The organism is Candidatus Binatia bacterium (assembly GCA_035631035.1).
Taxonomy (GTDB): domain Bacteria; phylum Eisenbacteria; class RBG-16-71-46; order SZUA-252; family SZUA-252; genus DASQJL01.
The window spans coordinates 1-22,068 of sequence record DASQJL010000117.1; the positions used below are offsets into that span (position 1 = coordinate 1).

17 protein-coding genes are annotated in these 22,068 nt (G+C 69.8%); 9 read left to right on the top strand and 8 right to left on the bottom strand.

Translation table 11 applies throughout. The features are described 5' to 3' along the window. The 3 genes from VE326_13485 to VE326_13495 all read left to right on the top strand — a co-directional run. On the top strand, window positions 1-1,652 hold a 1,652-nt coding region (locus VE326_13485; protein HYJ34218.1), incomplete at its 5' end, for a hypothetical protein. Between the two features lie 4 nt (window positions 1,653-1,656). Next, window positions 1,657-2,475, top strand: coding sequence for a phosphodiester glycosidase family protein (locus VE326_13490; GenBank protein ID HYJ34219.1), 819 nt, complete (start codon window positions 1,657-1,659; stop codon window positions 2,473-2,475). A 105-nt stretch (window positions 2,476-2,580) separates the two neighbouring features. Continuing rightward, complete coding sequence (locus tag VE326_13495) at window positions 2,581-3,003, top strand: STAS domain-containing protein (protein HYJ34220.1); 423 nt, start codon at window positions 2,581-2,583, stop codon at window positions 3,001-3,003. A gap of 4 nt (window positions 3,004-3,007) precedes the next feature. Here the strand turns inward: VE326_13495 and VE326_13500 are convergent, their stop codons facing one another. Beyond that, a complete protein-coding gene (locus VE326_13500) occupies window positions 3,008-4,621 on the bottom strand; it encodes a capsule assembly Wzi family protein (protein ID HYJ34221.1) in 1,614 nt (537 codons plus the stop codon). Window positions 4,622-4,732: 111 nt separating this feature from the next. On the opposite strand from VE326_13500, the gene VE326_13505 reads away from it, so the two are divergent. Beyond that, complete coding sequence (locus VE326_13505; GenBank protein HYJ34222.1) at window positions 4,733-5,278, top strand: GNAT family N-acetyltransferase; 546 nt, start codon at window positions 4,733-4,735, stop codon at window positions 5,276-5,278. Here VE326_13505 and VE326_13510 read toward each other — a convergent pair. Together VE326_13510 and sixA are read right to left on the bottom strand one after the other, a co-directional pair. Beyond that, window positions 5,244-6,833 (bottom strand): CHAD domain-containing protein, encoded by a 1,590-nt coding sequence (locus tag VE326_13510; protein HYJ34223.1) that lies wholly within the window; start codon window positions 6,831-6,833, stop codon window positions 5,244-5,246. The two genes, VE326_13505 and VE326_13510, sit on opposite strands and share 35 nt — an antisense overlap. A 109-nt stretch (window positions 6,834-6,942) precedes the next feature. After that, entirely contained in the window at window positions 6,943-7,449 is a 507-nt protein-coding gene (sixA, locus tag VE326_13515) for a phosphohistidine phosphatase SixA (protein HYJ34224.1), read from the bottom strand. A gap of 80 nt (window positions 7,450-7,529) precedes the next feature. Between sixA and VE326_13520 the strand changes: the two genes are divergently transcribed. Together VE326_13520 and VE326_13525 are read left to right on the top strand one after the other, a co-directional pair. Beyond that, complete coding sequence (locus VE326_13520; protein HYJ34225.1) at window positions 7,530-8,294, top strand: hypothetical protein; 765 nt, start codon at window positions 7,530-7,532, stop codon at window positions 8,292-8,294. Between the two features lies 1 nt (window position 8,295). Beyond that, window positions 8,296-10,563, top strand: coding sequence for a protein kinase (locus tag VE326_13525; protein HYJ34226.1), 2,268 nt, complete (start codon window positions 8,296-8,298; stop codon window positions 10,561-10,563). Here VE326_13525 and VE326_13530 read toward each other — a convergent pair. Further along, complete coding sequence (locus tag VE326_13530; protein HYJ34227.1) at window positions 10,560-11,546, bottom strand: hypothetical protein; 987 nt, start codon at window positions 11,544-11,546, stop codon at window positions 10,560-10,562. The two genes, VE326_13525 and VE326_13530, sit on opposite strands and share 4 nt — an antisense overlap. Next, window positions 11,543-12,076 (bottom strand): RNA polymerase sigma factor, encoded by a 534-nt coding sequence (locus VE326_13535; GenBank protein ID HYJ34228.1) that lies wholly within the window; start codon window positions 12,074-12,076, stop codon window positions 11,543-11,545. The genes VE326_13530 and VE326_13535 overlap by 4 nt, the downstream gene beginning before the upstream one ends. Window positions 12,077-12,391: 315 nt before the next feature. Between VE326_13535 and VE326_13540 the strand changes: the two genes are divergently transcribed. From VE326_13540 to VE326_13550, 3 genes are all read left to right on the top strand, one after another. Beyond that, entirely contained in the window at window positions 12,392-13,942 is a 1,551-nt protein-coding gene (locus VE326_13540; GenBank protein HYJ34229.1) for a Ppx/GppA phosphatase family protein, read from the top strand. Next, window positions 13,935-15,575 carry a Ppx/GppA phosphatase family protein gene (locus VE326_13545; GenBank protein ID HYJ34230.1) on the top strand — a complete coding sequence of 547 codons (1,641 nt, stop codon included), beginning with the start codon at window positions 13,935-13,937 and terminating at the stop codon, window positions 15,573-15,575. Before VE326_13540 ends, VE326_13545 begins: the two co-directional genes overlap by 8 nt. A gap of 101 nt (window positions 15,576-15,676) precedes the next feature. Further along, window positions 15,677-19,177 carry an FG-GAP-like repeat-containing protein gene (locus VE326_13550; protein HYJ34231.1) on the top strand — a complete coding sequence of 1,167 codons (3,501 nt, stop codon included), beginning with the start codon at window positions 15,677-15,679 and terminating at the stop codon, window positions 19,175-19,177. A gap of 133 nt (window positions 19,178-19,310) precedes the next feature. Here the strand turns inward: VE326_13550 and feoB are convergent, their stop codons facing one another. The 3 genes from feoB to VE326_13565 are packed head-to-tail and all read right to left on the bottom strand — an operon-like array spanning window position 19,311 to window position 22,061. Beyond that, window positions 19,311-21,284 (bottom strand): ferrous iron transport protein B, encoded by a 1,974-nt coding sequence (feoB, locus tag VE326_13555; protein HYJ34232.1) that lies wholly within the window; start codon window positions 21,282-21,284, stop codon window positions 19,311-19,313. Further along, window positions 21,268-21,501: a FeoA family protein gene (locus VE326_13560; protein HYJ34233.1), complete on the bottom strand. Its 234-nt coding sequence runs from the start codon at window positions 21,499-21,501 to the stop codon at window positions 21,268-21,270. Before VE326_13560 ends, feoB begins: the two co-directional genes overlap by 17 nt. Next, window positions 21,498-22,061, bottom strand: coding sequence for a metal-dependent transcriptional regulator (locus VE326_13565; GenBank protein ID HYJ34234.1), 564 nt, complete (start codon window positions 22,059-22,061; stop codon window positions 21,498-21,500). Before VE326_13565 ends, VE326_13560 begins: the two co-directional genes overlap by 4 nt. Window positions 22,062-22,068: the final 7 nt, after the last annotated feature.

The window sequence follows — 22,068 nt, forward strand, 5'->3', positions numbered from 1 at the left end:
GACGCATCAGCGCCATGGATGGCGCTTTGGGGGTCGCCATGATCCGACATATCGTTCTCGCCGCCGCCCTGGGCGCGCTGCTGGCCTGGGCCGATCCTTCCTTTGCCACGGCATTTCTTACCGAAGTCGTCGATCCGTCCCCGGGCGCGAGCGGCACGAGCCTCGATCTCGATGCGCAGGGAAGGCCGCATATCACGTACTCCCTGGGAACTTCGCTTCGCCATACCTTCAAGTCGAGCGGAGGCTGGGTTTCAGAGACGGTTCCGGGCGTCGCCTACGCCGGCCGGCGCTCGCTGGCGATCGGCCCCACGGGTGAGCCGATCGTCAGCTATTGGTCGCCCTCCGGCAGCCTCAACCTGGCGATCAAGTCGGGCGGCACGTGGTCGAGCCAAGTCGTCCACATGTTCGGCGGCGCCGGCGATGCGCTGACGCTGGACGCCGCGGGAAATCCGCACATCGTGTCCTATCTCGGAAGCGGATCCCTGGTCCACAGCTACCGATCGGGTGGAGCCTGGGTCAATCAGGTGATCACATCCACGGGGGGACAGCCGCCGCTCGACATGTGCATCCTGATCGACTCCCAGGCCCGCCCGCACATCGCGGCGGAGCAGTTCTACGGCAGGCAGGTCTTCCACTCGTACGAAGGGGACGACGCCTGGGTCAAGGAAGTCATCGACGAGACGCCCGCAGGCGCGCAGCCGATGCACTCCGTTTCGCTCGCGCTGGACTCGCTGGACCAGCCGATCGTCGCGTTCACCGACGCATCCAACTCCCTGGAGTTCGCTCGAAAGACGGCGGCGGGCTGGAGCCTCGAGGCGGTGCCCGGCACGACGTTCGGCCAGTACACGAATCTCGCCCTTGGCGCGCAGGGTGCGCCGCACATCATGTACAGCGATGGTTCTCTTCGGTACGTCACGCGGCCGGGTTCCGAATGGGTCGTCGAGACGGTGGCCGACGGCGGGAGCGGCGCGTGCATGAAGCTGGACGCCTCGGGCGTGCCACACGTGGCATACTCCGGCAGCCGTGGCATCCAGTACTCGCATGCGATCCAGTGCAACCTGGTCTTCGGGCCGAACACCGTCAATCCCCAGCTCCACGGAACCTGGATCACCGCCTATCTCGAGTCGGCGGACTTCGCGATCGCATCCGTGGATCCGGCCACGATACGGCTGGAGCGCGCTGTCGCCTGCGAGCCGAAGTTCGCGACGATCGGCGACCACGATGCCGACGGTGTCCCGGATCTCATGGTCAAGTTCCGGACGGACGATGTGAGGCCTCTGCTCGCGTCGGGACCCGCGTCGCTGGCCATGACCGGACGACTCGCAACGGGAGAGGAGTTCAAGGTGGACGGAGCGATCCGGCTGGTCGACGCGCCGATCGCGGCCGCCGGCCTCTCGCTCCGGATCCTGTCGGCGCCGGGCGCGTCCCAGGTCGAATACGTGCTGGAGAGCCCCCAGGGTCGGAGTGCTCGGCTTCAGGTGTTCGACGTTCGCGGTCGGCGGGTCCGAAGCTGGGACGACACGCCATCCCAGGCGGTCCATGGATGGGACGGCAGGAGCTCCGAAGGCAGCCGCGTGGGCTCTGGCGTCTACTTCCTGCTCGCCGAGGCGGACGGCCAGCGGGTTTCGAAGCGGCTCGTGGTGAGTCGCTAGGGGCGTGATCGGCACTCTGGCCGGAGCGGTCGGTGTCCTTTTGTTGGCCGCGACACCTCACCCCGTTGCATCCCCATGGCGAACCATCCAACCTGGCGTCGAGTACGCGCGGTTTGACCTGCCGAACGCTCTCAACATCGGAGAGGGCCGGCTCCATGTCGTACGCATCGACCCGCGGGTCGCGCGACTCGAGGCGGCGCTCGCCTCGGAGCACGGTGGCGGACCGCGCGCGGCCGCCGACTGGTGCCGGGAACAGCGGCTTGCGGTCGCGATCAACATGGGCATGTATCAGTCGGACGGCGTGACGAACGTCGGCTACCTTCGCTCGGGCTCCCGCGCGAACAACGGCACCTGGAACGCGTACCGCTCGGTTCTCTTCCTCCGGCCGCGACAGGGCGGCCATCCGACGGCCCTGTGGGTCGATCGCGATTCGGACACCGGAGCGCCGCGTGGAGCGGGCGACTATGGACTCGTCGTTCAGAACCTCCGGCTCATCCGAAATCCGGGGCGAAGCGTGTGGCAGCCCACCGGCAAGCGATGGAGCGAAGCCGCCGTGGGCATGGATGCGGGCGGGCGGCTCCTCTTCCTCTTCGCGCGCTGCCCGCTCTCGATGGCCGAGTTCAACCGCGCCGTCCTGGCCGCCCCGCTTCACCTGACGCGGGCGATGCATGTCGAAGGAGGGCCCGAAGCATCCCTTTCCATCCACGCTGGGGGCATCGACCTGGATCTCTGCGGGAGCTATGAGACCGGGTTTCATGAGGACGATTCCAACCACCGGCAGTGGCCGATCCCGAACGTGCTGGGCGTGAAGCGCGTGCCATAGCCGTCCGGGTGTCCCGCGAAACAATTCCGGTTCCTTTTCCGTCTTTGAGACGTTCTACGTGTATAGGAGATGGGGAGCGCTGCTCCCTGTGGGGAAGGAGCCGTCATGGCACTCATCGTTCGAAATCAAAACGGAATCACGATCCTGACCCCCTCCGGGATGCTTCTGGGGGGCAAGGAGACCGACGAGTTCGAGGAGAAGATCACCGAGCTGGACAAGGCCGGAGACCGGATGCTGGCGCTGGACATGAGCCAGACGACCTTCATGACCAGCATCGCCATCGCCGCGGTCGTCCGCGCGCACATCAGCTACTCCAAGCGCGGCGCGCAGGTCAAGATCTGCGGACTGGACAAGCACATCCGCCACATCTTCGCGATCACCAAGCTCGACTGCGTCTTCCGGGAGAACCTGCACGACACGCTGGAGCAGGGGCTGGCGGGTTTTCGGGGAATCGCGCCGGGGCCGGCTGGGGCGGAGGCGCCACGCACCGCTTCGCCGGCGATCCCGCGCACCGCTTCGGCGGCCTAGGGGATCACCACTCGAGGCGGGCCGCCAGCCGGAACGGGGTCTCGTTCTCCACGCCCACGTTCCGGTGGTCCTCGTTCTTGAAGCTCGCGTAGCCCACGGTTCCTTCCAGGCGGAGCATGCGGCTCGGCGTCCAGGTGAGCCGGGCCGCGACCCGGGCGTCGCGCTCCACGACCCCCGAGAGCGCGCCGGCGTCCACCTTGCCCTGCTCGCGCAGCCAGGCGTCGCCGATGAAGCCCTCCCCCTTGCGCCGCAGCTCGCCGCGCAGGCGGAACTCCCAGTTCGCGCCATGCTCGTAGGTGGCCTCGGCCGCGAACAGCATGACGTCGGGGCCGTAGACGAATCCGATCGGGAACCCCTGGAAATCGAAGTTGTGCCCGTGCCAGGCGGAGTAGGTGTAGTTGTTCACGCGGTTGTACTCGAGCGATAGCGTCGCCGCTCGCTCCGTCGCCACGCCCGCGCCGCCCCCGCCTCCGCCCCCGAGCAACCACCGCTCCTCCGCGCCCGCCTGCCATCCGATCATGTCCGGCTTGTAGTCGCTCGAGAACGAGATGTCGTCCACCAGGAACTCGCCCCAGAGCCGGTAGCCGCGGCGCACGTTCCAGGCGAGGTCCACGGCCAGGAGCACGTTGTTCTTGGAGAGCGCGAGCCCGGTCGTGTCGCCCGGGACCGCGCCGTCGGGCGCGGACTTGGGGCGCTTCTCCCAGAAAGAGTAGGGCACGACCGGAATGCTGTAGAGGAGCGCCTGGCTCGTGCCGTCGAACCGCGCCAGCTCGGTGACTCCGAGCCGCATGTCGAGGAGACTCCACTCCAGCCGGTGCCCGGCGAGGTAGGTCTGCGGGCCCGGGTCCAGGAGCGCGACAAAGGACTGGCCGCGCCATTTCCGCGCAAACCCCGCCTCCAGGCGGACCATGTCCAGCGGGGGAGCCGCGTCGGAGAGCGCGAGCGTGCCGTCCCTCCCGGGCCCCCAGCGCAGCGAGGCGTGGCCCACCAGGACCCGCAGGCGCGCGAGCTTCACCTCGGCGTAGGCCTCGTCCATCCAGGAGTTCAGGTCCACCCCCTCGATGACCGAATTCAGGCGGCCGAAGTTGGGCGTGCCGCGGCCCCCCTGCGACGCGGTGCCCTCGTAGCCGTCGAAGACGAAGATCGTCGTGGAATCGAACGCCGCCACGACCTGCGCGCCGACGCGGTAGTCCCGATTGATGTCGGGGCGGTTCTTCGGATCGTCCTCGTACGCCAGCGAGACGTACGGCGAGACGGTGGCCACCTCGGTCGAATCGTCCCGGATGGTGAGAAAGGGCGCGTGCGCTCCGGGCGCCTGGGGGTCGACCCGGCGCCGCGCGCGGATCATCGCCGGATCGCCGGCCGAAGACGGGTACTCCACGACCAGGGAGTTCAGGTACGCCAGGATCTCCTGCACGCGGAGGGGCCTTGTGGAGAAGGCGATCGGCGCCCGGTCGTAGCTGGCCATGAGGCGCTCGAGATCGCGATAGACCGGGCTGGAGACGGGCACCCGCTCCTGGGGAAGGTAGCGGGCGAACGCCGTCCCGGGCGCGAAGGTCAGCGCCGCCGCGACCGCCGCCGCACCGAGAATCGCCCGTCCCTGGCCCACGCGTCCCATGGCGGGACAGAGTAGCCGCGGCCCCGCCGGGTGTCCACGCGGGAAGGGGGTTGCGGTCGCCCCGGCCGGGTGTAGACTTTCGGCCTACCGCCGATCCAAGGGAAGCCGACCATGCCAACGCTCGAAACGTATCGTTCCGGCGACCGCGCCGCATTGCTCGCGATTTTCGACGGGAACACGCCCCGCTTCTTCGACGCTCACGAACGGGAATCGTTCGTGGCGTTCCTGGACCGTCCTCAAGGCGACTTTCGCGTGCTGCGCGATGACGAGCGGACGATCATCGGCTGCGGCGGGGTCATGGTCGACGACGAGGGAACGGCGAGCCTGGTCTGGGGGATGATCGCGCCGCCGCACCAGGGAACGGGGTTCGGCTGGTGGATGGCGCTGGAACGGCTCTCCTGGATCGCGGCGATGCCGGAGGCGCGGCGCGTGATCCTGGACACGAGTCAGGAGACGGCCGGGTTCTACGTCAAGCTGGGGTTCCGGACGGTGTCGGTGCTGCCCGACGGCTACGGACCGGGCCTCCACCGCCACGACCTCGAGCTGCCGGTGGACGACGCGTTTCGGAAGCGGTTCGGGACGGGCGCCACCCACGGACGCCACGAGCGGCCTTTCCGCGAAGCTACTCTTCCCGAGCCTCGCTCCACGCACGCCTGAGATCGCCGCGGCGCATCCGCGCCGCGCGCTCCAGGTGCCCCATCGCGCTTCCCACCGAGAGCGTCAGCTCGCGATCGCGCGCGGGCACCGACCTCGCGTACTTCCGCAGGCGGCGCAGGAGCATGACCGCGTCCTGGTGCTCTCCGAGGAAGTCTTGGAGCCCGGCGAGCCGCTTGGCGCGGCGCGACGACCTGGGCCCGCCCGTGTCGCCGAAATACTCGTGCGCGTAGCGCGCCCGCTTGGCGGCGATGCGGAACGCGTGCAGCGAGGGCTGGTCCACGAGCCGCTCGGCCTCCTCGTAGGCGGCCGCCAGCGCGCCCATGCGCTCGGCGATCAGCCGGGGTGCCACGGTGTAGGCGGGGGTGCCGCCGGCCGGGATCTCCTCCCCTGCCGGCGCCGGCCCCGCGATCCAGGCGCGCGCCCGCTCGAGGAACGCCGCGTAGCGCTCGGAGTCGAGCCGCTCGATCAGGCGCACGCGCATCCGGGAGCGCTCCAGCTCGAGCGAGTGGCGGAAGATGCGCCATGCGGGAATCTCGAGATCGGGGGCATCGGCGGCCAGGTCCGCCACGTGCAGGAGTGCTACGTCGCGGTCGCGCACGCGCCCCAGCCCGCGCCCGATCCAGCGGAGATCGTCGGCGAACTCGCGGCGCGGGTGATCGGGGATCGCCGTCTCGAACAGGTCGAGCGCGGTGCGAAGGCGGCGGGAGGCCACGCGCATGTCGTGGAGGTATTCCGGATCGATCCCCAGGCGCGTGCCCGGCTCGTTCCAGATCATGCGCCCGAACTGCTTCGCGAACATCTTGTGCGCGACGTCGGTGAGGCGGTCGGCGGGGTGGACCGCGTAGCCGCGCTCGTCGCGCTCGGGGGCCCGGTCGCCCGCGGCCGCCAGCGCGGTGGCGAGCTTGGACGCGACGTTCGCCTCGACGCCGAGCGCCGTTTCGACGGCGCGGCGCGCCTCGTCGAGGGCCGCGTCGAGGTGGGGCCGCGCGGCGCGCTCCTCGGGACGCTCGCGGAGCCGCTCGAGCGCGGGCTCCTCTTCGGCCAGCTCGATCTCCACTTCGTCGAACGCGACGGGCGCGGTGTCGGAGCCGTTCATCGCGTTCACGTGGTCCACGGTCAGGGAGCCCAGCGCGGTGTCGCCGCGCAGCCATCCGAAGCACTCGCGGTCGTTGCGCAGCCGCGCCCGCACGCGGAGCCGCTCCAGCACGTGAAGCCCGTGGAGCGGCTGGAGGAGGGCCGCGACGTGCCCGGGCGACAGCATCGCCCAGGGCGGATCGCCCTCGGGCGCCTCCTGGCTCCACTCGGTGCGCACGAGCGCCTTGTCGCTGGCGGAGCGGATCGTCTTGGCTTCCAGCTTCACGCCGCCCGCGCCCGCGCGCAGGCGCAGCGCGAGGCCCGCGCGGTAGAGCGCCCAGTCTTCCGTGTCGAGGTAGCGGTCTTCGTGGGCGAGGGAAGGGCCCGGCGTCAGGCGGAAGCCGGCGGATTCCACGGCTTCGCGGACGCGCTCGGCGCCGACTCCCTCCGGGAGCCGGAATTTGATTTCGCGCTCGATCATGGGCACGGTGTCGTCCTTGCGCGGTCGCGTCCGTGCGGCGCGTCGTTGAGGCGCTGCGGGTCTTTTGGCCGGCGCCCGAGCGGCTCCGGCCGGCGTCAGTCCCGGGGCGTCAGTCCTTGGCGAGGAGGCGAAGCGCGCCCGGCTGGATCAGCCACTCGAGCGTTCCCGCGCCGGCCGCCGGCCGGTCGGGGAACGCGAGGCGCGCCACGGCTCCCTTCTTGAATTCGATCGCGGCCAGATCGCCGCCGCCCACGAGCAGGTAGGAGGTGAGCCCGCTCAGGTGCGGCTCGTGCCCGACCACCGCGATCCCGCCGTCTCCCTGCGCCGCGATCGCGTTGGCCGTCTGCTCGAAGGGCGTCTCCGGCCGCAGCTCCTCGACGATCGTGATCTCCAGATTCTTGGCCACGGCATCGCGCAGGATCTCGGCCGTCTGCCGGGCGCGCAGGAGGGGGCTCGACGCGATCCGTTTCAGCTTGAGCCCCAGCTCGGAGAGTCCTCGCGAGGCCAGGCGGAACTTATGGATCCCCTCCGGCGAGAGGGGCCGCTCGTCGTCGTCGGGAAAGGCCGGATCGCCCCGGTCGACCGCGATGGCGTGCCGCACGATGTAGAGGTCCATAAGTGTAAGTGTGACAGGGCTTGAGGGGCCGGTCAACGTCTCTCGGATCGCCTGTTCTGGCCGGGTGTTAGAGTGGTGTCATGAGAACCAGAACGGGGGTGGCCCTGCCCGTTGCGTCGACCGTCGTTCTATCCCTCGCGCTGTCGCTCGCGGCGTTCACCGGCTGCGGAACGAAGCACGAACTCACGTCTCCCACACCCGGCACGCCCACACCCGAGACCCAGCTGACCGGGGTGTTCGTGGGGAGCGCCGAGAACGGGCTTCTCGACCTGACGATCGATGCCGGATCCCTCGCCATGCCCGCAGACACCACGGTCTCCGCGTCGGGCGTGATGAGCCAGGATGGCGGCGGTGTCGTGAACCTGACCGGAACCTACGACGCGGGGACCGATTCGCTCCGGCTGAGCGGCCAGGGCTACGAGCTGGCCGGACTCTATCTCGACGGCGGCGCGCCCATCCGGGTCGAGGGACGCTATACCGGTCCCTCGGGCAACGGCCGGTTCACCGCGCTGCCGGGCCGCAGGCCTTCCGCGGTCCACGCCTTCTGTGCGACCTACGAGGACTCGGCCGCCACGATGTGGGGCACGCTGAATCTCGCGGTGGCGGGAAACGGCGTGGCCGGATTCGAAGTCGCCGACGGAGACACGGCGGTCGTCGCCGTGCAGGGCACCGCCGCGGGGACCGCCGGTACGACGCGGTCGCTCGCCTTCGCCGGAGCCGAGTTCATCGGCAGCGGAAGCTGGAACACCTCGACCGGCCATGTGGCCGGCGTGTGGGCCAGCCCGCGCGGGACCGGCGTGTGGAGCGGCGACCTCTGCATCGCGGGCACGACGGGATCGGAGTGAGATGGGGCTGGCGCCCGGAGCCCGGTACGGAACCTACGAGATTGTCGCCCCGCTCGGCGCGGGCGGCATGGGCGAGGTGTGGCGGGCTCGCGACCTCCGCCTTGGACGCGACGTCGCCATCAAGGCTTTGCCGCAACCCTTCGCGACCGACCCCACGCGCCTGGCGCGGTTCGAACAGGAAGCTCGTTCTCTGGCGGCGCTGAGTCATCCGAATATCGCGGCGATCTACGGCCTCATCGAGACCGATGGCGCACCCCTCCTCCTCCTCGAGCTCGTGGAAGGAGAGACGCTGGCGAGCCGTCTGGAGCGTGGGCCGTTGCCGCCGGCGGAGACGGGGCGCCTCGGACTGCAGCTCGCCGCGGCCATCGAGGTGGCCCACGGTCGCGGTATCGTGCATCGCGATCTCAAACCTCGCAATTTGATGCTGACGCCTTCGGGCTCGATCAAAGTGCTCGATTTCGGGCTGGCGAAGGCCGAGCGTTCGGAGGTCGCGACCGATCGGTCCGCGACGCTCGTCGACAGCATGACCTCTGACGGCACCGTGCTGGGAACGGCTCCCTACATGAGCCCGGAGCAGGTGCGTGGCCTGCCGGTGGATCGCCGCACCGACATCTGGTCGTTCGGCTGCGTACTCTTCGAATGCCTCACCGGGAGTCCCCCGTTCCAGGGGGCGACCGTTTCCGATTTGATCGCCGGCATTCTGGAGCGTGAGCCTGAGTGGCAGCGCGTTCCGCCCGGCACGCCCGGGGCGCTCCGCGAGCTCGTGCGGCGCTGCGTTCGAAAGCGGATGCAGGACCGCCCCCAGGAGATCCGCGAGGTGAGGCTGGAGCTCGAGGTCCTTGCCGCCGGGCGCGCGGCGCCAGGTGTCCGTGGGGGCGCGGAGGAGGAAAAATCGATCGCCGTTCTTCCGTTCGAGCATGCAAGCGGGGCCGAAGACGAGTACTTCGCGGATGGGATCGCCGAGGAGATCCTGAATGCCCTGGCGAAGCTCAAGGGCCTGCGCGTAGCGGCGCGCACCTCGAGTTTCGCGTTCAAGGGACGGCAGGAGGACCTTCGCACGGTGGCCGAACGACTGTCCGTCGCGACAGTCCTGGAGGGGAGCGTGCGGCGCGCGGGGAACCGCCTGCGGGTGACCGCCCGGCTCGTGAGCGCCGGGGACGGTTATCAACTGTGGTCCGAACGCTATGATCGAGAGCTGAACGACGTCTTCGAAGTGCAGGACGAGATCGCGAACGCGATCGCAGGCAAGCTCCAGGTGACGTTCGCGGGAGGGTCCGACCGACTCGCGACCCGCCGTGGGACATCCAATCCCGAAGCGTACGACTGCTTTCTCAAGGGAAAGGCCGTCCAGATCCAACGCCGGTCCATCGATGACGCCATCCGCTGGTTTGAGCGGGCGTTGGAACTGGACCCATCGTACGCGGATGCACTCGCCTGGATGTCGGACTCGTACCGGCTCCTCGGCACGTATGGGGTCGCCCCCTGCTCGGCCGTGATGCCGCGTGCCCGCGATGCGGCAAGCCGGGCGCTTGCGCTCGAGCCCGATCTGGCGGAGGCGCACGCGGTGCTCGCCGATATCGAGATGCAATACGAGCGCGACGAAGCACGGGCCACCCTCACCTGGAATCGGGCGCTCGCGATCGAACCTCGGCACGTGCAGGCACGTTGCGAGCGCGCGCTCTGGCTCTTGGGGTTCGGAGCGTGGGATGCTGCACGTTCCATCGCCGAGGCGGGGCAGGTGCTGGAGTACGACCCGTTGAACGCATGGGCGTGGGGAATGATGTCGTTCCTGTGCGCGCTGGGCGGACGCTTGGAGGAGTCCCTCGAGGCGGCGCTACGCGGCGTCGCGATCGACCCCGCATCCTACTTTGCCCAGTTGAGCGTCCTGCGATGCTACGCCTGGAGCGGCGACCATGCGCGGGCGATCGAGTACGCGCCCCGGGTCCTTGCGATGTCGGGGCGACACCCGTGGGCCCTGGGGACCCTGGCCGGGGCCTATGCGGCGTCGGGGCGCGCCCATGTCGCCCGGGCCATCTACGACGAGCTGGAAGCTCGGTCCCGAATGGAATTCACGTCCCCAATGTGGATCGCGACCGCGGCCGGATTCGCGGGGCTCGACGACGTGGCCATGGATCTCGCCGAGCGTGCTGTGGACCAACGGGAGCCGCTCACGTTGCTGGCGCGGCTTCTGCCCGACTGGGCTCCCCTTCGGAGCCACCTGCGGTTTCCCGCGCTCGTGCAGAAGATGGGGCTGCGCAGCCCTCCCTAATCCGCCGTGCCTTCTCCCGTGAGCCAGGGGCGCTGCGAGTCGCGGAACGACGCTAGCTTGCCGCGCTCCTCGGTGCGCATGTCGTGCAGGTCGGGGTCCTTGGCCGCCGCGCGCTCGTCCTTGTACACGTAGCGGCGCATGCCGCCCGGGACGGCGTGCATGTCGGCGAACTCACCGCCGCGGAGGCGGCCCACCATGGCGGTGCCTTCGTAGACGCAGACGCAGGTGCCGGTGTCCTCGATGATGATCGCGAGCGTCGTGCCCTTGATCTCGACGGCGGCCGTCGGGCTCATCACCGCGAGCTGGACGCCGGGGAAGTTCTTTCCCGTGGTCACCCGCAGCTCGCCGCTTCGCGCGTACAGCTCGGTCCGGCGCCCCAGCCAGCGTCCCGGCGGCGGCGGAAGGGTCATCCGCGTGCCGGGGGAGAGCTGCACCGCCAGCACGCCGTTGCTGCAGAGATCGAGCTCGGCGTTTCCGGTCAGCTCGATCTCGGCGCCGGGCACGAGCAGCCGCCGCATCGCGTCCCGATCGTCGAGGGCCACGGTCTGGCCGTCGACCCGCACCGTGCCGTCGCCGCGCGCGGCGGTGACCCACCACGTGGGTCCGCGATTCAACGAGCCGAAGACGACCACGAGCGCCGCCGCGGCGGCGAGCGAGGCTCCGATCCAGGCCAGCGTCGGCACGCCGCGGCGGCGGCCGCCCGGAAAGTCCGACCGCTTCAAGCGCGGCGAGCCTCCGAGGCGCGTTGGACCCGCGTGCCCGGCGTGCCCCGCATGCCCCGATTCTCCGTTGGCGCGGGGGCGGCGCACGCGCGATCCGGTCACCTCGATCGCGCCCGAGACGAACTCCTGCTTCACCCGCTCGCGGAAGGCGGGGTCGGCGCGGAGCGGCGGGGCCGCGCGAAGGGCGGCGCGGGCGCGCTCGGCCTCGGGACTCAACCGAAGCGCCTCGGCTTCCTGCCGCTCTTCGTCCTGTTCGCTCATAGTCCCGCCTTCTCGAGGGCTTTGCCCAGCTCCGACAGCGCGCGCGAGTACCGCTTGCGCACCGCGGCTTCGTTCAAACCGGTGATCGCGGCGATCTGGTCGTAGCCCAGCCCCTCGTACTCGCGCAGCACCACGACCTCGCGGAGCGGCTCGCGCAGATGCCGCAGCGCCTCCTGAACCAGGCGCGCGCGCTCCGCCGACACCGCGTCGGCCTCGGGGTCGCGCGCGCTCGACGCCAGCGTCTCGGCCAGCCCGGGCGTCGCCTCGAGCGACGCCGCGGTGGCGGTCATCCGGTACGCACCGGAGCGCCAGAGGTCGCGGCACACGTTGGTGGCGATGGCCATGACCCAGGGTCCCGGGTCGCGCGCCACGTCCAGCTGGTGCGCTCCGCGATGGATCTTCAAGAACACTTCCTGCGCGGCGTCCTGCGCCGCGACGGGGTCGCCCAAGAGGCGCTTGAGGAGGGAGAACACGCGATCGAAGTAGGCCTCGAAGAAGTCGCCGAGAGCCTGTGGATCGCGCCGCCTCACGCCCTCCAGGTCCAACCCGGACGTCCGGTCGCTCACAACCCGACCGGCCGCCGCGGCACTCGCGTCCGATTCGTATACGGACGAGGCGCTCTTTTGTCCCGGGGTCCGGGAGGAGGCATCCACGCGGGGAAGCCTACCACAGGGGGTGGCCGAGAGCCGCACCCGGGAGCCGCAAGCCTCGGCCCGTCCCGGGCCCGAGCACCCGACCCTCAGTGGGCCGAAACGCCCGCGAAGCTTGACCCCCGGGGCCCTGGCCCCCACCATGGGGTAATGCCTACGGCTTCAAGGGCTTCCTTCCCGATCCGCTGCGCCGGCATGGACGTCGGCTCCAACGCCATGCGGCTCATCATCGCCGAGTTCAAGAGCCCCACCCGCTACAAGGTGGTGGAGCGGGTCCGGATGCCGGTCCGCCTGGGCGCCTCCGTCTTCAAGACGAACCGGATCGACCCAGAGACCCTGGAAGCGGCGATCGAGGCCTTCCGCCAGTTCCGGAAGACGATGGAGGGGCACGGCGTGGTCGTCCACCGGGCGGTCGCGACCAGCGCCACCCGCGAGGCCAAGAACCGCGCCGCGTTCCTGGAGCGGGTGCACACCGAAACGGGGATCGACCTGGAGCTGATCCGCGGCACCGAGGAGGCGCGCCTGGTCGCGCTGGGGGTGCGGAGCCGGCTCTCGCTGGATCGTGGGATCTCGATGATCCTGGACGTCGGCGGCGGCTCGAGCGAGATCGCGCTCGTGGGCCACGGGGAGATCCTCGTGGTCGAATCGCACGACGTGGGGACGGTGCGGCTCCTGGAGCGCACCGGCCACGCCTCGCACGACAAGACGCTCCACCTGATCCACGCCATTCTCAAGTCCTCGCGCTTTCCGATCCTCGACTTCTTCAAGCGTCGGAAGCTGGCGCGGCTGGTCGGGACGGGCGGGAACATCGAGACCATCGCGACGCTCAACCTTTCCGCGGCGGCTTCCCGGACCGGGAAGAACGGCAAGAACGGCAAGAACGGCAAGGACGCCAAGAGCGAGGAGCGGCCGCCCGCGCGGCTCACGGTGGCGCGGCTGCGCCAGACGCTGCACCGGCTGGCCCGGGTGTCGCCCGAGGAGCGCGTGAAGCGCTACGATCTTCGTCCCGACCGCGCCGACGTCATCGTTCCCGCGGGAGCGATCTTCGAGTACGTCGCCTCGCTCGTGGGCGCCAAGGAGATCTGGGTGCCCTTCACCGGGCTCGTGGACGGCGTGCTGATCGACGTGGCGCGCACCGCGGGCGCCGAGGGGATGAAGCAGCTGGAGGTCAGCCAGACGCGGAACGCGGCGTTGGCACTCCTCAAGAAATACGAGGCCGATCCCAAGCACGCCGAGCACGTGAGCGAGCTGGCGGGCGACCTCTTCGACCAGCTCAAGTCGCTTCACAAGCTCTCGAAGCGCGATCGCCTGCTCCTGGATCTCGCCGCGCTGCTCCACGAGGTGGGGAACTTCATCGGCGCGCCGGGGCACCATCGCCACGCCTACTACATCATCTCCGAGTCGCCGATCCTGGGTCTGACCGACGAGGAGCTGCAGATCGTGGCGAACGTGGCCCGCTACCATCGAAAGGCGATGCCCGACGCCGACCACGAGTGCTACGCCGAGCTGGACGAGGACGCGCAGGACCGCGTGCGCGCGCTGGCCGCCATCCTGCGCGTGGCCGACGCGCTGGACCACGACCACAAGCAGAAGGTGCTCCGGGTCAAGGCCAAGGCGGGCGACTCCAAGCTGCGCCTCAAGATTCGCGCCCGGGGCGACGTGACGCTGGACCAGTGGGCGCTGGAGAACAAGGGCGACCTCTTCCACGAGGAGTTCGGCCTCGAGCCGGTGGTGGAAAATGGCTGAGCGCCTGCCCGATCTTCCCGAGAAGCTCGACGCCGGCGCGAAGCCGGCCCGCTCGGGCCCCACGCCGGTTCCGGCCGCGGCCGCACCCGAGCGGCCGCCGATCCTCTCGGTCATCGACGTCGGCGCGAGCGGGATCCGCATGCTGATCGCGGAGCTTTCCCCCGACGGCTCGGTGCGCACGCTGGAAGAGCTGGAGCGGCCGATCGCCCTCGGCAGGGACACCTTTCAGACCGGCAGCCTCTCCGTCGCGAGCATCCGGAAAGCCGTGAACGTGCTCCGCCAGTACCGCGCGGTCATGGACACCTACGGCGTGCAGCACACGCGCGCGGTCGCGACCAGCGCGGTGCGCGGGGCGCTGAACCGCGACACGTTCGTGGACCGCGTGTTCCTCGCGACCGGAATCGAGCTGGAGGTGATCGAGGGATCGCAGGAGAGCCTGCTCACCTTCGCGGCCGTGCAGCGCTACATGGAAGCCCATCCCGAGTACCGGGAAGGGGAGGCGCTCCTTCTGTCCCTGGGCGGCGGCGCCACGGAATGGGCGCTGGTGCGGAACGGGCAGGTGGCGGCCTCGATCACGCACGACATGGGGACCCTCCGCATGCGCGAGGTGCTGCGCACGGACACCGGCGACCGCCGGGCGCGGGCACGCCTCCTGCAGCACAACGCGCGCGAGATGATGAACGTGGTCAAGCGGGCGCTCCCCTTCGAGCACGTCACCCGCCTGGTCGCGGTGGGGTCGGAGGCGCGCTTCGCCGCGCGCGTGCTCGCGGGGAAGGAGTCGGAGGCGCAGGACCTGACCGCGATCGCCGCGAAAGACTTGAAGAAGCTCGCCGACCAGATCCTCCCGCTCACTCCCGAGCAGATCGCGCAGGCCTACTCGGTGGCGCCCAACGAGACGGAACTGCTCGCGCCGGCGCTCTTCGCCTACGCCGAGCTGACCCGCCTGAACCAGGTGGACCAGCTGCTGGTGGCGCGGGCCAGCATGCGGGAGGGGCTGATCCTCCACATGGTGCGGTCGATCCGGAGCGGGAGCACGGTGCTCTTCCCGGATCAGACGATCGCCGCCGCGGTGAATCTGGCGCGCAAGTACGGGGCCGACGAGAAGCACGGGCTGCAGACGGCGACCCTGGCGCGCGCCATCTTCCAGGCCACCTTTTCGCAGCACCAGATGGGGGAGCGGGAGCAGCTATTGCTGGAGGTGGCGTCGATCGTCCACGACATCGGCGAGTTCGTCGCCTCGCGGGGACACCACCGCCACACCTACTACCTGCTGGTGCACTCCGAAGTCTTCGGACTCTCGCAGATGGACCTCGAGATCGTGGCCAACATCGCGCGCTACCACCGGCGCGGCGTGCCGCAGGCCGACCACCCCTCGTACGCCTCGCTCCCGCGCCCCGCGCGCCTCGCCGTGAACCGCCTCTCCGCGATCCTTCGCGTGGCCGACGCCCTGGACAAGAGCCATAGCCAGCGCGTTCTGGACCCGAAGATCACCGTGTCGGGCGACGAGCTCCGGATCCAGGTGGACAGCACCGAGGATCTCGGCCTCGAGAGAATGTCCCTCGACGCGAAGTCGGGACTGTTCGAAGAGGTGTTCGGCCTGAAGCCGGTGATCGTGGAGGGTATGACCGCTTAAGCCGCCGCCGCTCGTAAGTTACGTTTTCCCTTGCAATTCCCCGATAAACCGTATATCCTTTCGAACGACTCGACCAGCCCACTGCATCCTGGAGGTGTGACGTGCTGATCCCCCCCGCGTCCCCGGCTCCCGCCGTTCGCTTCCGCGTTCCCGGCTCCTTTCTCGCGATCCTCGTCATCACCGCGTTGAGCGCGGCCGCTCCCGCATCCGCGCAGTATCTCTGGATCGACACGAACGGCGACGGCGTGAACACGAGCGCCGACGTCGTCGCGCCCAGCGGCGCCACCACCATCGACGTCTGGCTCGCCACCGACCACAACGCCAACGGCGATCCCGCCGTCTGCGCGAGCGGCGACGCGACGCTCACGCTGGCGTCGTACTCCGTCGTGCTCCGGGCCACCAACGGCACCGTGAGCTGGGGAGCGGTCACCAACCAGATCGCCGCGTTCACGACGGCGGTGCCCTCCAGCTCCGACGATACCGAGCGGGAGCTGGGCTATTACGGCGGCGCGGGGCTGCCGCCGGGGACCTATCGACTGGCCACGCTCTCCTCCACGGTGGCCTCGGGAACGCCCAGCATCGCGTTCGCGCCCCAGGGGACGCTGGACGCAAACTTCCGAACCGGCTTCGGCTCCGCCTGCTCCGGAACCGACTTCGACAACCTGATCAAGCTGGGCGTCGACTTCACCGACGCGGCGGGAATCGGCTACGGCGGCGCGGCGAATCACCCGCCCGTGCTGGCGGCGATCGCCGACGTGAGCATGGGCGAAGGGGAGACCCGCGACCAGGCGGTCGCCGCCACCGACGCCGACGGCGACGTCATCACGCTGACGCTCACGTCGTCGCCCTCCTGGGCTTCGCTCCTGAGCAGCCCCGGCGCGGGCGCCGCCTCCGGCACCGTCCATCTCGCGCCCGGCTTCGAGGACGCGGGGGACGCCTCGATCACCGTCAAGGCGGCGGACGCCGTCGCGAACGACCAGAAGACCTTCGCCGTGCACGTCGCGAACACGAACCGCGCGCCGGAGATCGCACCGATCGCCGCGATGAACCTCGCCGAAGGGGTGCTGCTGGACACGCCGATCCAGGCGACCGACGCCGACGGCGACGCCTGCACGTTCTTCGTCGCCTCGGGGCCGTTGTTCATCACCGTGAGCACGATCTCGTCTTCGTTCGGGACCACGTTCGGCAACCTCCATGCCGCGCCCGGCTTCGCCGACGCCGGAACCTATGAAGTGATCATCGGCGCGCGGGACACCTTCGGCGCGGCCGACTCGACGACCTACCTGATCCTGGTGCGCGAGCAGGACCGCCCGCCCGTGGTCACCTTCCCGGGGGCGATCTCCGGCACCGAAGGGGAGCCGATCACGTTCACGGTCTCGGCCACCGATCCGGACGGCGACATGGTGATGTACCAGGCCGACGGGCTGCCCGCGGGGGCGCAGCTCACCGACCAGATGAACAGCACGGCGCTCTTCCGGTGGACGCCCGGCTTCGATCAGGCGGGCACGTACGACGTCATGATCATGGCCGACGACATGAACGGCGCCATGATCCACGGCAGCGTGTCGATCACCGTGGCCGACGTGACCGACCCCGTGGCGATCGCGCGGCCGGACGACATGACGGCGATCGAGGGGGACGTGCAGGACCAGCCGCTCCTCGGCTTCAGCGCGGCGGGGAGCGCGCTCACGTTCGAGAAAGTCTCGGGACCCGCCTACGTCACCGTCACGACGACCGATCCCGGCACCGGCACCGCGCGCGGCACCGTCCACGTGGCGCCGGGCGCGACCGATGGCGGCGACGCCACCGTGACGCTCGCCGTGACCGACGGAACGAACCGCGACGAGACCTCGTTCGTCGTTCACGTCCTGGACGGCTCGACGCTCCCCGGGCAGGCGCCCTTCCAGCCGCCCTTCATCCATCTGGGCGTCGGCCTCATCCCGCACACCGTGATCGCCGCCGACATGAACGAGGACGGCATCCCCGACCTGGTGACGGCGAACGTCGGCTCGAACACGCTCACGATCTACCCCGGCCAGGGCTCGCTCACGTTCGGAACGCGGATCAACCTGGCCGCGGCCGTGCGCCCGCACACCGTCGTCGCCAAGGACCTGAACCACGACGGCCACCTGGACCTCGTGGTCTCGCACATCGGGTCGAACTCCTTCGGCGTCTGGCTCGGCAACGGTAACGGCACCTTCTCGACGCGGCACGACTACCAGCTCACCGGCTCGCCGGTCTACCTGGGGGTCTACGACTTCAACGAGGACGGGAAGCCCGACGTCGTCGCGACCGACCAGACACACGGCGGCATCGGCATCGCGCTGGGCGCCGGCGACGGCACGTTCGCCGCCACGACCTTCCTGCCCACGGGGCAGAACACCCACGGCCTCACGGGAGCCGACCTGAACCACGACGGGCACATGGACATCGCCGCCACCAATTACACGACGCCGGGCACCGTGTCGGTGCTCCTCGGCAAGGGGGACGGCACCTTCCAGCCCAAGATCGACTTCAGCGCGAGCAGCCCGCACACCGTGTCGTCCGGCGACCTGGACCAGGACGGCGACATCGACCTGGTGATCTGCGACTTCGACACGGGGAAGATCACGATCGCGCTGGGCAACGGGGACGGAACGTTCGCCACGCTGCCGGAGATCCCGACCGGCACGAACCCGCACGCCTCGGCGGTGGGGGACGTGGACGGCGACGGGAAGAATGACATCGTCGTGGCGAACCAGGCCTCGAACACGCTGTCGATGCTGCTCGGCCGGGGCGGCGCCTCGTGGGCGCCCAAGATCGACTATCCCGTGGGAGCGGGCGCTCACAACGTGGCGATCGCCGACCTGGACGGGGACCGCCTGCCCGAGGTCTCCTGCTCCAACATCGTCGCGAACACGGTCACCATCTTGAAGAACCGCGGCCGCACCACGCACCCCGCCCGCGTCTTCGCCGCGGCACCGCGCGCCACGCTGATGCTCCGCGCGGCCGGTCCCGATTACGCCCTCCACGTCGAGTCGGCGGACGGGACCTTCGCGCCCTCGGACATCGACCTCGGCACGGTCGAGCTCCTCTCCCCGGGCACGGGCAGCGTGGATCACATCCAGGCGGACGCGGCGAAGGGGATGACGATCGCCGATGCCGACCAGAACGGCGTTCCGGAGGCGGTGATCGGGTTCTCCCGCTCCGATCTCCGGAACCTCTTCTCCGGCGTGGTCGGCCGGAAGTCGGTCACGGTGACGCTGCAGGGAAGGCTGGCCGATGCCGGCTCCTTCTCGGGCACCGCCACGATCGACCTCATCGGAAGCGGCGCCCCGGGCAAGCCGGTCGCCAACGCCTCGGTCGCTCCGAATCCGCTCAATCCCGCCGGCGTGCTCACCTTCACGCTGGCGCGCTCCCAGGCGGTCACGGTGCGCTTCTACGACATCCGGGGACGGCTGGTGCGGCGCCAGATGGAATCGAGGCCGCTGGAGGCGGGGGTCTACCGGATCACGGTGGACGGGAAGACGGACCAGGGCGGCCCGCTCGCGTCGGGGGTCTACTTCTTCAGAATCACGACCCGGGAGGGAGAGGCCTCGGGCCGCTTCGCCGTTCTCAAGTGAGCGGCGGCGCCGCAGCTCGCGCACGGACCCTCGCCCTTCCGTTTCGGGTCGCGGGTCCGCGCGAAGAGCCAGGCGGCCGCGGCGAGTGCGGCGCCCACCGCGACGACGTGCTGCAGGACCATGCCCAGGCTCATCAGCCCCATCCCAGGAGCCGGCCGCCCTGGAACACCACGAACGAGGCGGCCCACGCGATCGCGTTCATGAAGAGCAGCATGAAGAGGGGCCAGCGCCACGAGTTGGTCTCGCGCCGCGCCACGGCGACCGTGGACATGCACTGGCAGGCCAGCGCGAAAAAGACCATGAGGCTAACCGCGACGAGCGGCGTGTAGGCCAGGGCGCCGGTGCGGTCGTTGCGCACCTTGGGGAGCGTCTGCTTGAGCGACATCGACGGGTCGCCCGACCCGTCCAGGCTGTAGACCGTCGCCATCGTGGAGATCATCACCTCGCGCGCCGCGACCGAGGAGATCAGCCCCACCCCCATCTTCCAGTCGAACCCCAGCGGCCGGATCACCGGCTCGATCGCGCGGCCCAGCTGTCCCGCGAAGGAATGGCGCAGCGCCTCGCTCGGCGGCGTGCCGGGCTTGCTCACCGGATAGGAGGCGAGGAACCAGAGCACCAGCGAGACCGCGACGATGACCGTGCCCGCCTTCTGGAGGAAGAGGAGACAGCGGTTTCGGATCGTCATCGCCACCGATCGCAGCGAGGGCATGCGGTAGTGCGGCAGCTCCATCACGTAGAGCGGCTTCGGTCCCCGCAGGACGGTGCGCTTCAGGACCGCGGCCACCGCGAGCGCGGCGAGAATCCCGAAGAGATAGAGCGAGAGCAGCGTCAGCCCCCTCAGATTCAGGATGCCGAGCACGTAGCGGTCGGGGATGAAGGCGCCGATCAGGAGCGCGTAGACGGGAAGGCGCGCGCTGCAGGTCATGAGCGGCGCGATCATGATCGTCGTGAGCCGGTCGTTCCGGTTCTCGATGGTGCGCGTGGCCATGATCCCCGGAATCGCGCAGGCGAAGGACGACAGGAGCGGCAGGAACGCCCGTCCCGGAAGCCCCACCGCGCCCATGACGCGGTCCATGATGAACGCGGCGCGCGCCATGTAGCCCGTGTCCTCCATCAGCGCGATGAAGAAGAAGAGGATCGCGAGCTGGGGAATGAACGAGGCGACCGTGCCCGCACCCGCGAGCACGCCGTCCACCAGGAGCGAGCGGATCGGCCCGGCCGGGAGCGTCGCCTGCGCGGCACCCGCGAGCGCGGCAAAGCCGGAGGAGATCAGGTCCATGAAGGGAGAGGCCCAGGCGTAGATGCTCTGGAACACGCCGCCCATGAAGAGCACGAGGATGATCGGGCCCAGGATCCGGTGGGTGAGCACGCGGTCGAGTCCGGCGCGCGGAGCCTGGCGCCCGGGCACGCGCCGGACCACGGCCTTGATGATCCGCTCCACGTTGGCGTAGCCCAGGGCGGGATCCAGCGCCTGCTCCAGCGTGAGGCGGTGCCCGTTGCCGTTGCCGTTTCCGTCCGCGTGCGCGCTCCCGTTCCCGTTCACGTACCCGTTCGCGTGCCCGTTCCCGTTGCCGTGGCCGTTCCCGTTCGCGGCCGCGCGCGTATCCAGCGCGGTGCGCAGCCGGTCGATGCCGAACCCCGTCTTGGCGGACACCGCGAGCACCGGCACGCCCAGCATCCGCTCCATCGCGGGGACGTCGATCGCGATCCCCTGGGCCTGGGCGGCGTCGATCAGGTTGAGCACGAGGACCGCGGGACGGCCGGTCGCGAGAATCTGCAGCGCCAGGTAGAGCTGGCGCTCCAGATTCGTCGCGTCCACCACGGCGACCACCAGGTCGGCCTGCTCCTCGGGAGCGCAGTGCCCGTCGAGCACGTCGCGCACGATCGCCTCGTCGGGGGAGCGCGGCGCCAGGCTGTAGGTGCCCGGGAGGTCCACGATGTCGACCTGCTTGCCGGAGGGGAGCCGGCAGGAGCCGACCTTCTTCTCGACCGTGACGCCGGGGTAGTTCGCGACCTTCTGGCGAAGGCCGGTCAGGCGGTTGAAGAGGGAGGATTTCCCCGAGTTCGGGCTGCCGACGATGGCGACGCGCTCAGAGGGCATCGACATGAATCCGTTCCGCCTCCGATCGCCGGATGGAGAAGTGCGACCCGCGCACGGCCAGCTCGAGCGGGTCGCCGAACGGCGCGCGCCGGATCAGCGCCACCTCGGTGCCGGGGGTCAGCCCCAGCTCCATCAGCCGCATCGCGAATTCCTTTTCCGCCAGGATGCCTCGGACCACGGCGCGATCGCCGGGAGCGAGCAGCGCGAGCGTGCGCGACGTCATGACAGCGACTCCTTTCCTCCATCCACGGGGTCGATCAGCTCTTCGAGGGCCACGCGCAGGCAGCGGCCATGGCAGACAGGACAGTGGGCCGATTCCGTTCCGCTCTCGCACGCATTCTGGTATTCGCGGAACGCCTCGCGGAACCGCTCCGCGGTGGGATGATCGGATCGCAGGAACGCGGTGAGCCGAAGGAAGCGCACCATCGAATCGGGGCTCACCAGGTGCTCGATCATGCAGGCGTCTTCCTCGGCGGTCGCGGGATCGAGGCCCAGGATCTCGCCGAAGAACTCGGTCAGCACGTCGCGGCTCCGCTCAGTGCGCGCCGCGAGGCGCTGCCCTTCCACGGTCAGCGTCACATCGCCGTAGGGCTCGTGCTTGGCCAGCCCGCGCGTCGTGAGCGAGCGCAGCATCGACGTCACGCCGGCCTTGCTGACGCCCAGCCGCTCGGCGATCGCGCTGACCGACGTGCCGCCGGCGCGCGTCAGCGATGCGATGGCCTGGAGATAGTGGGCCATCGAGTGCGTGAGCTGCTTCTCGTGGAATCGCTTCCAGGTTTCCATGGGCTCC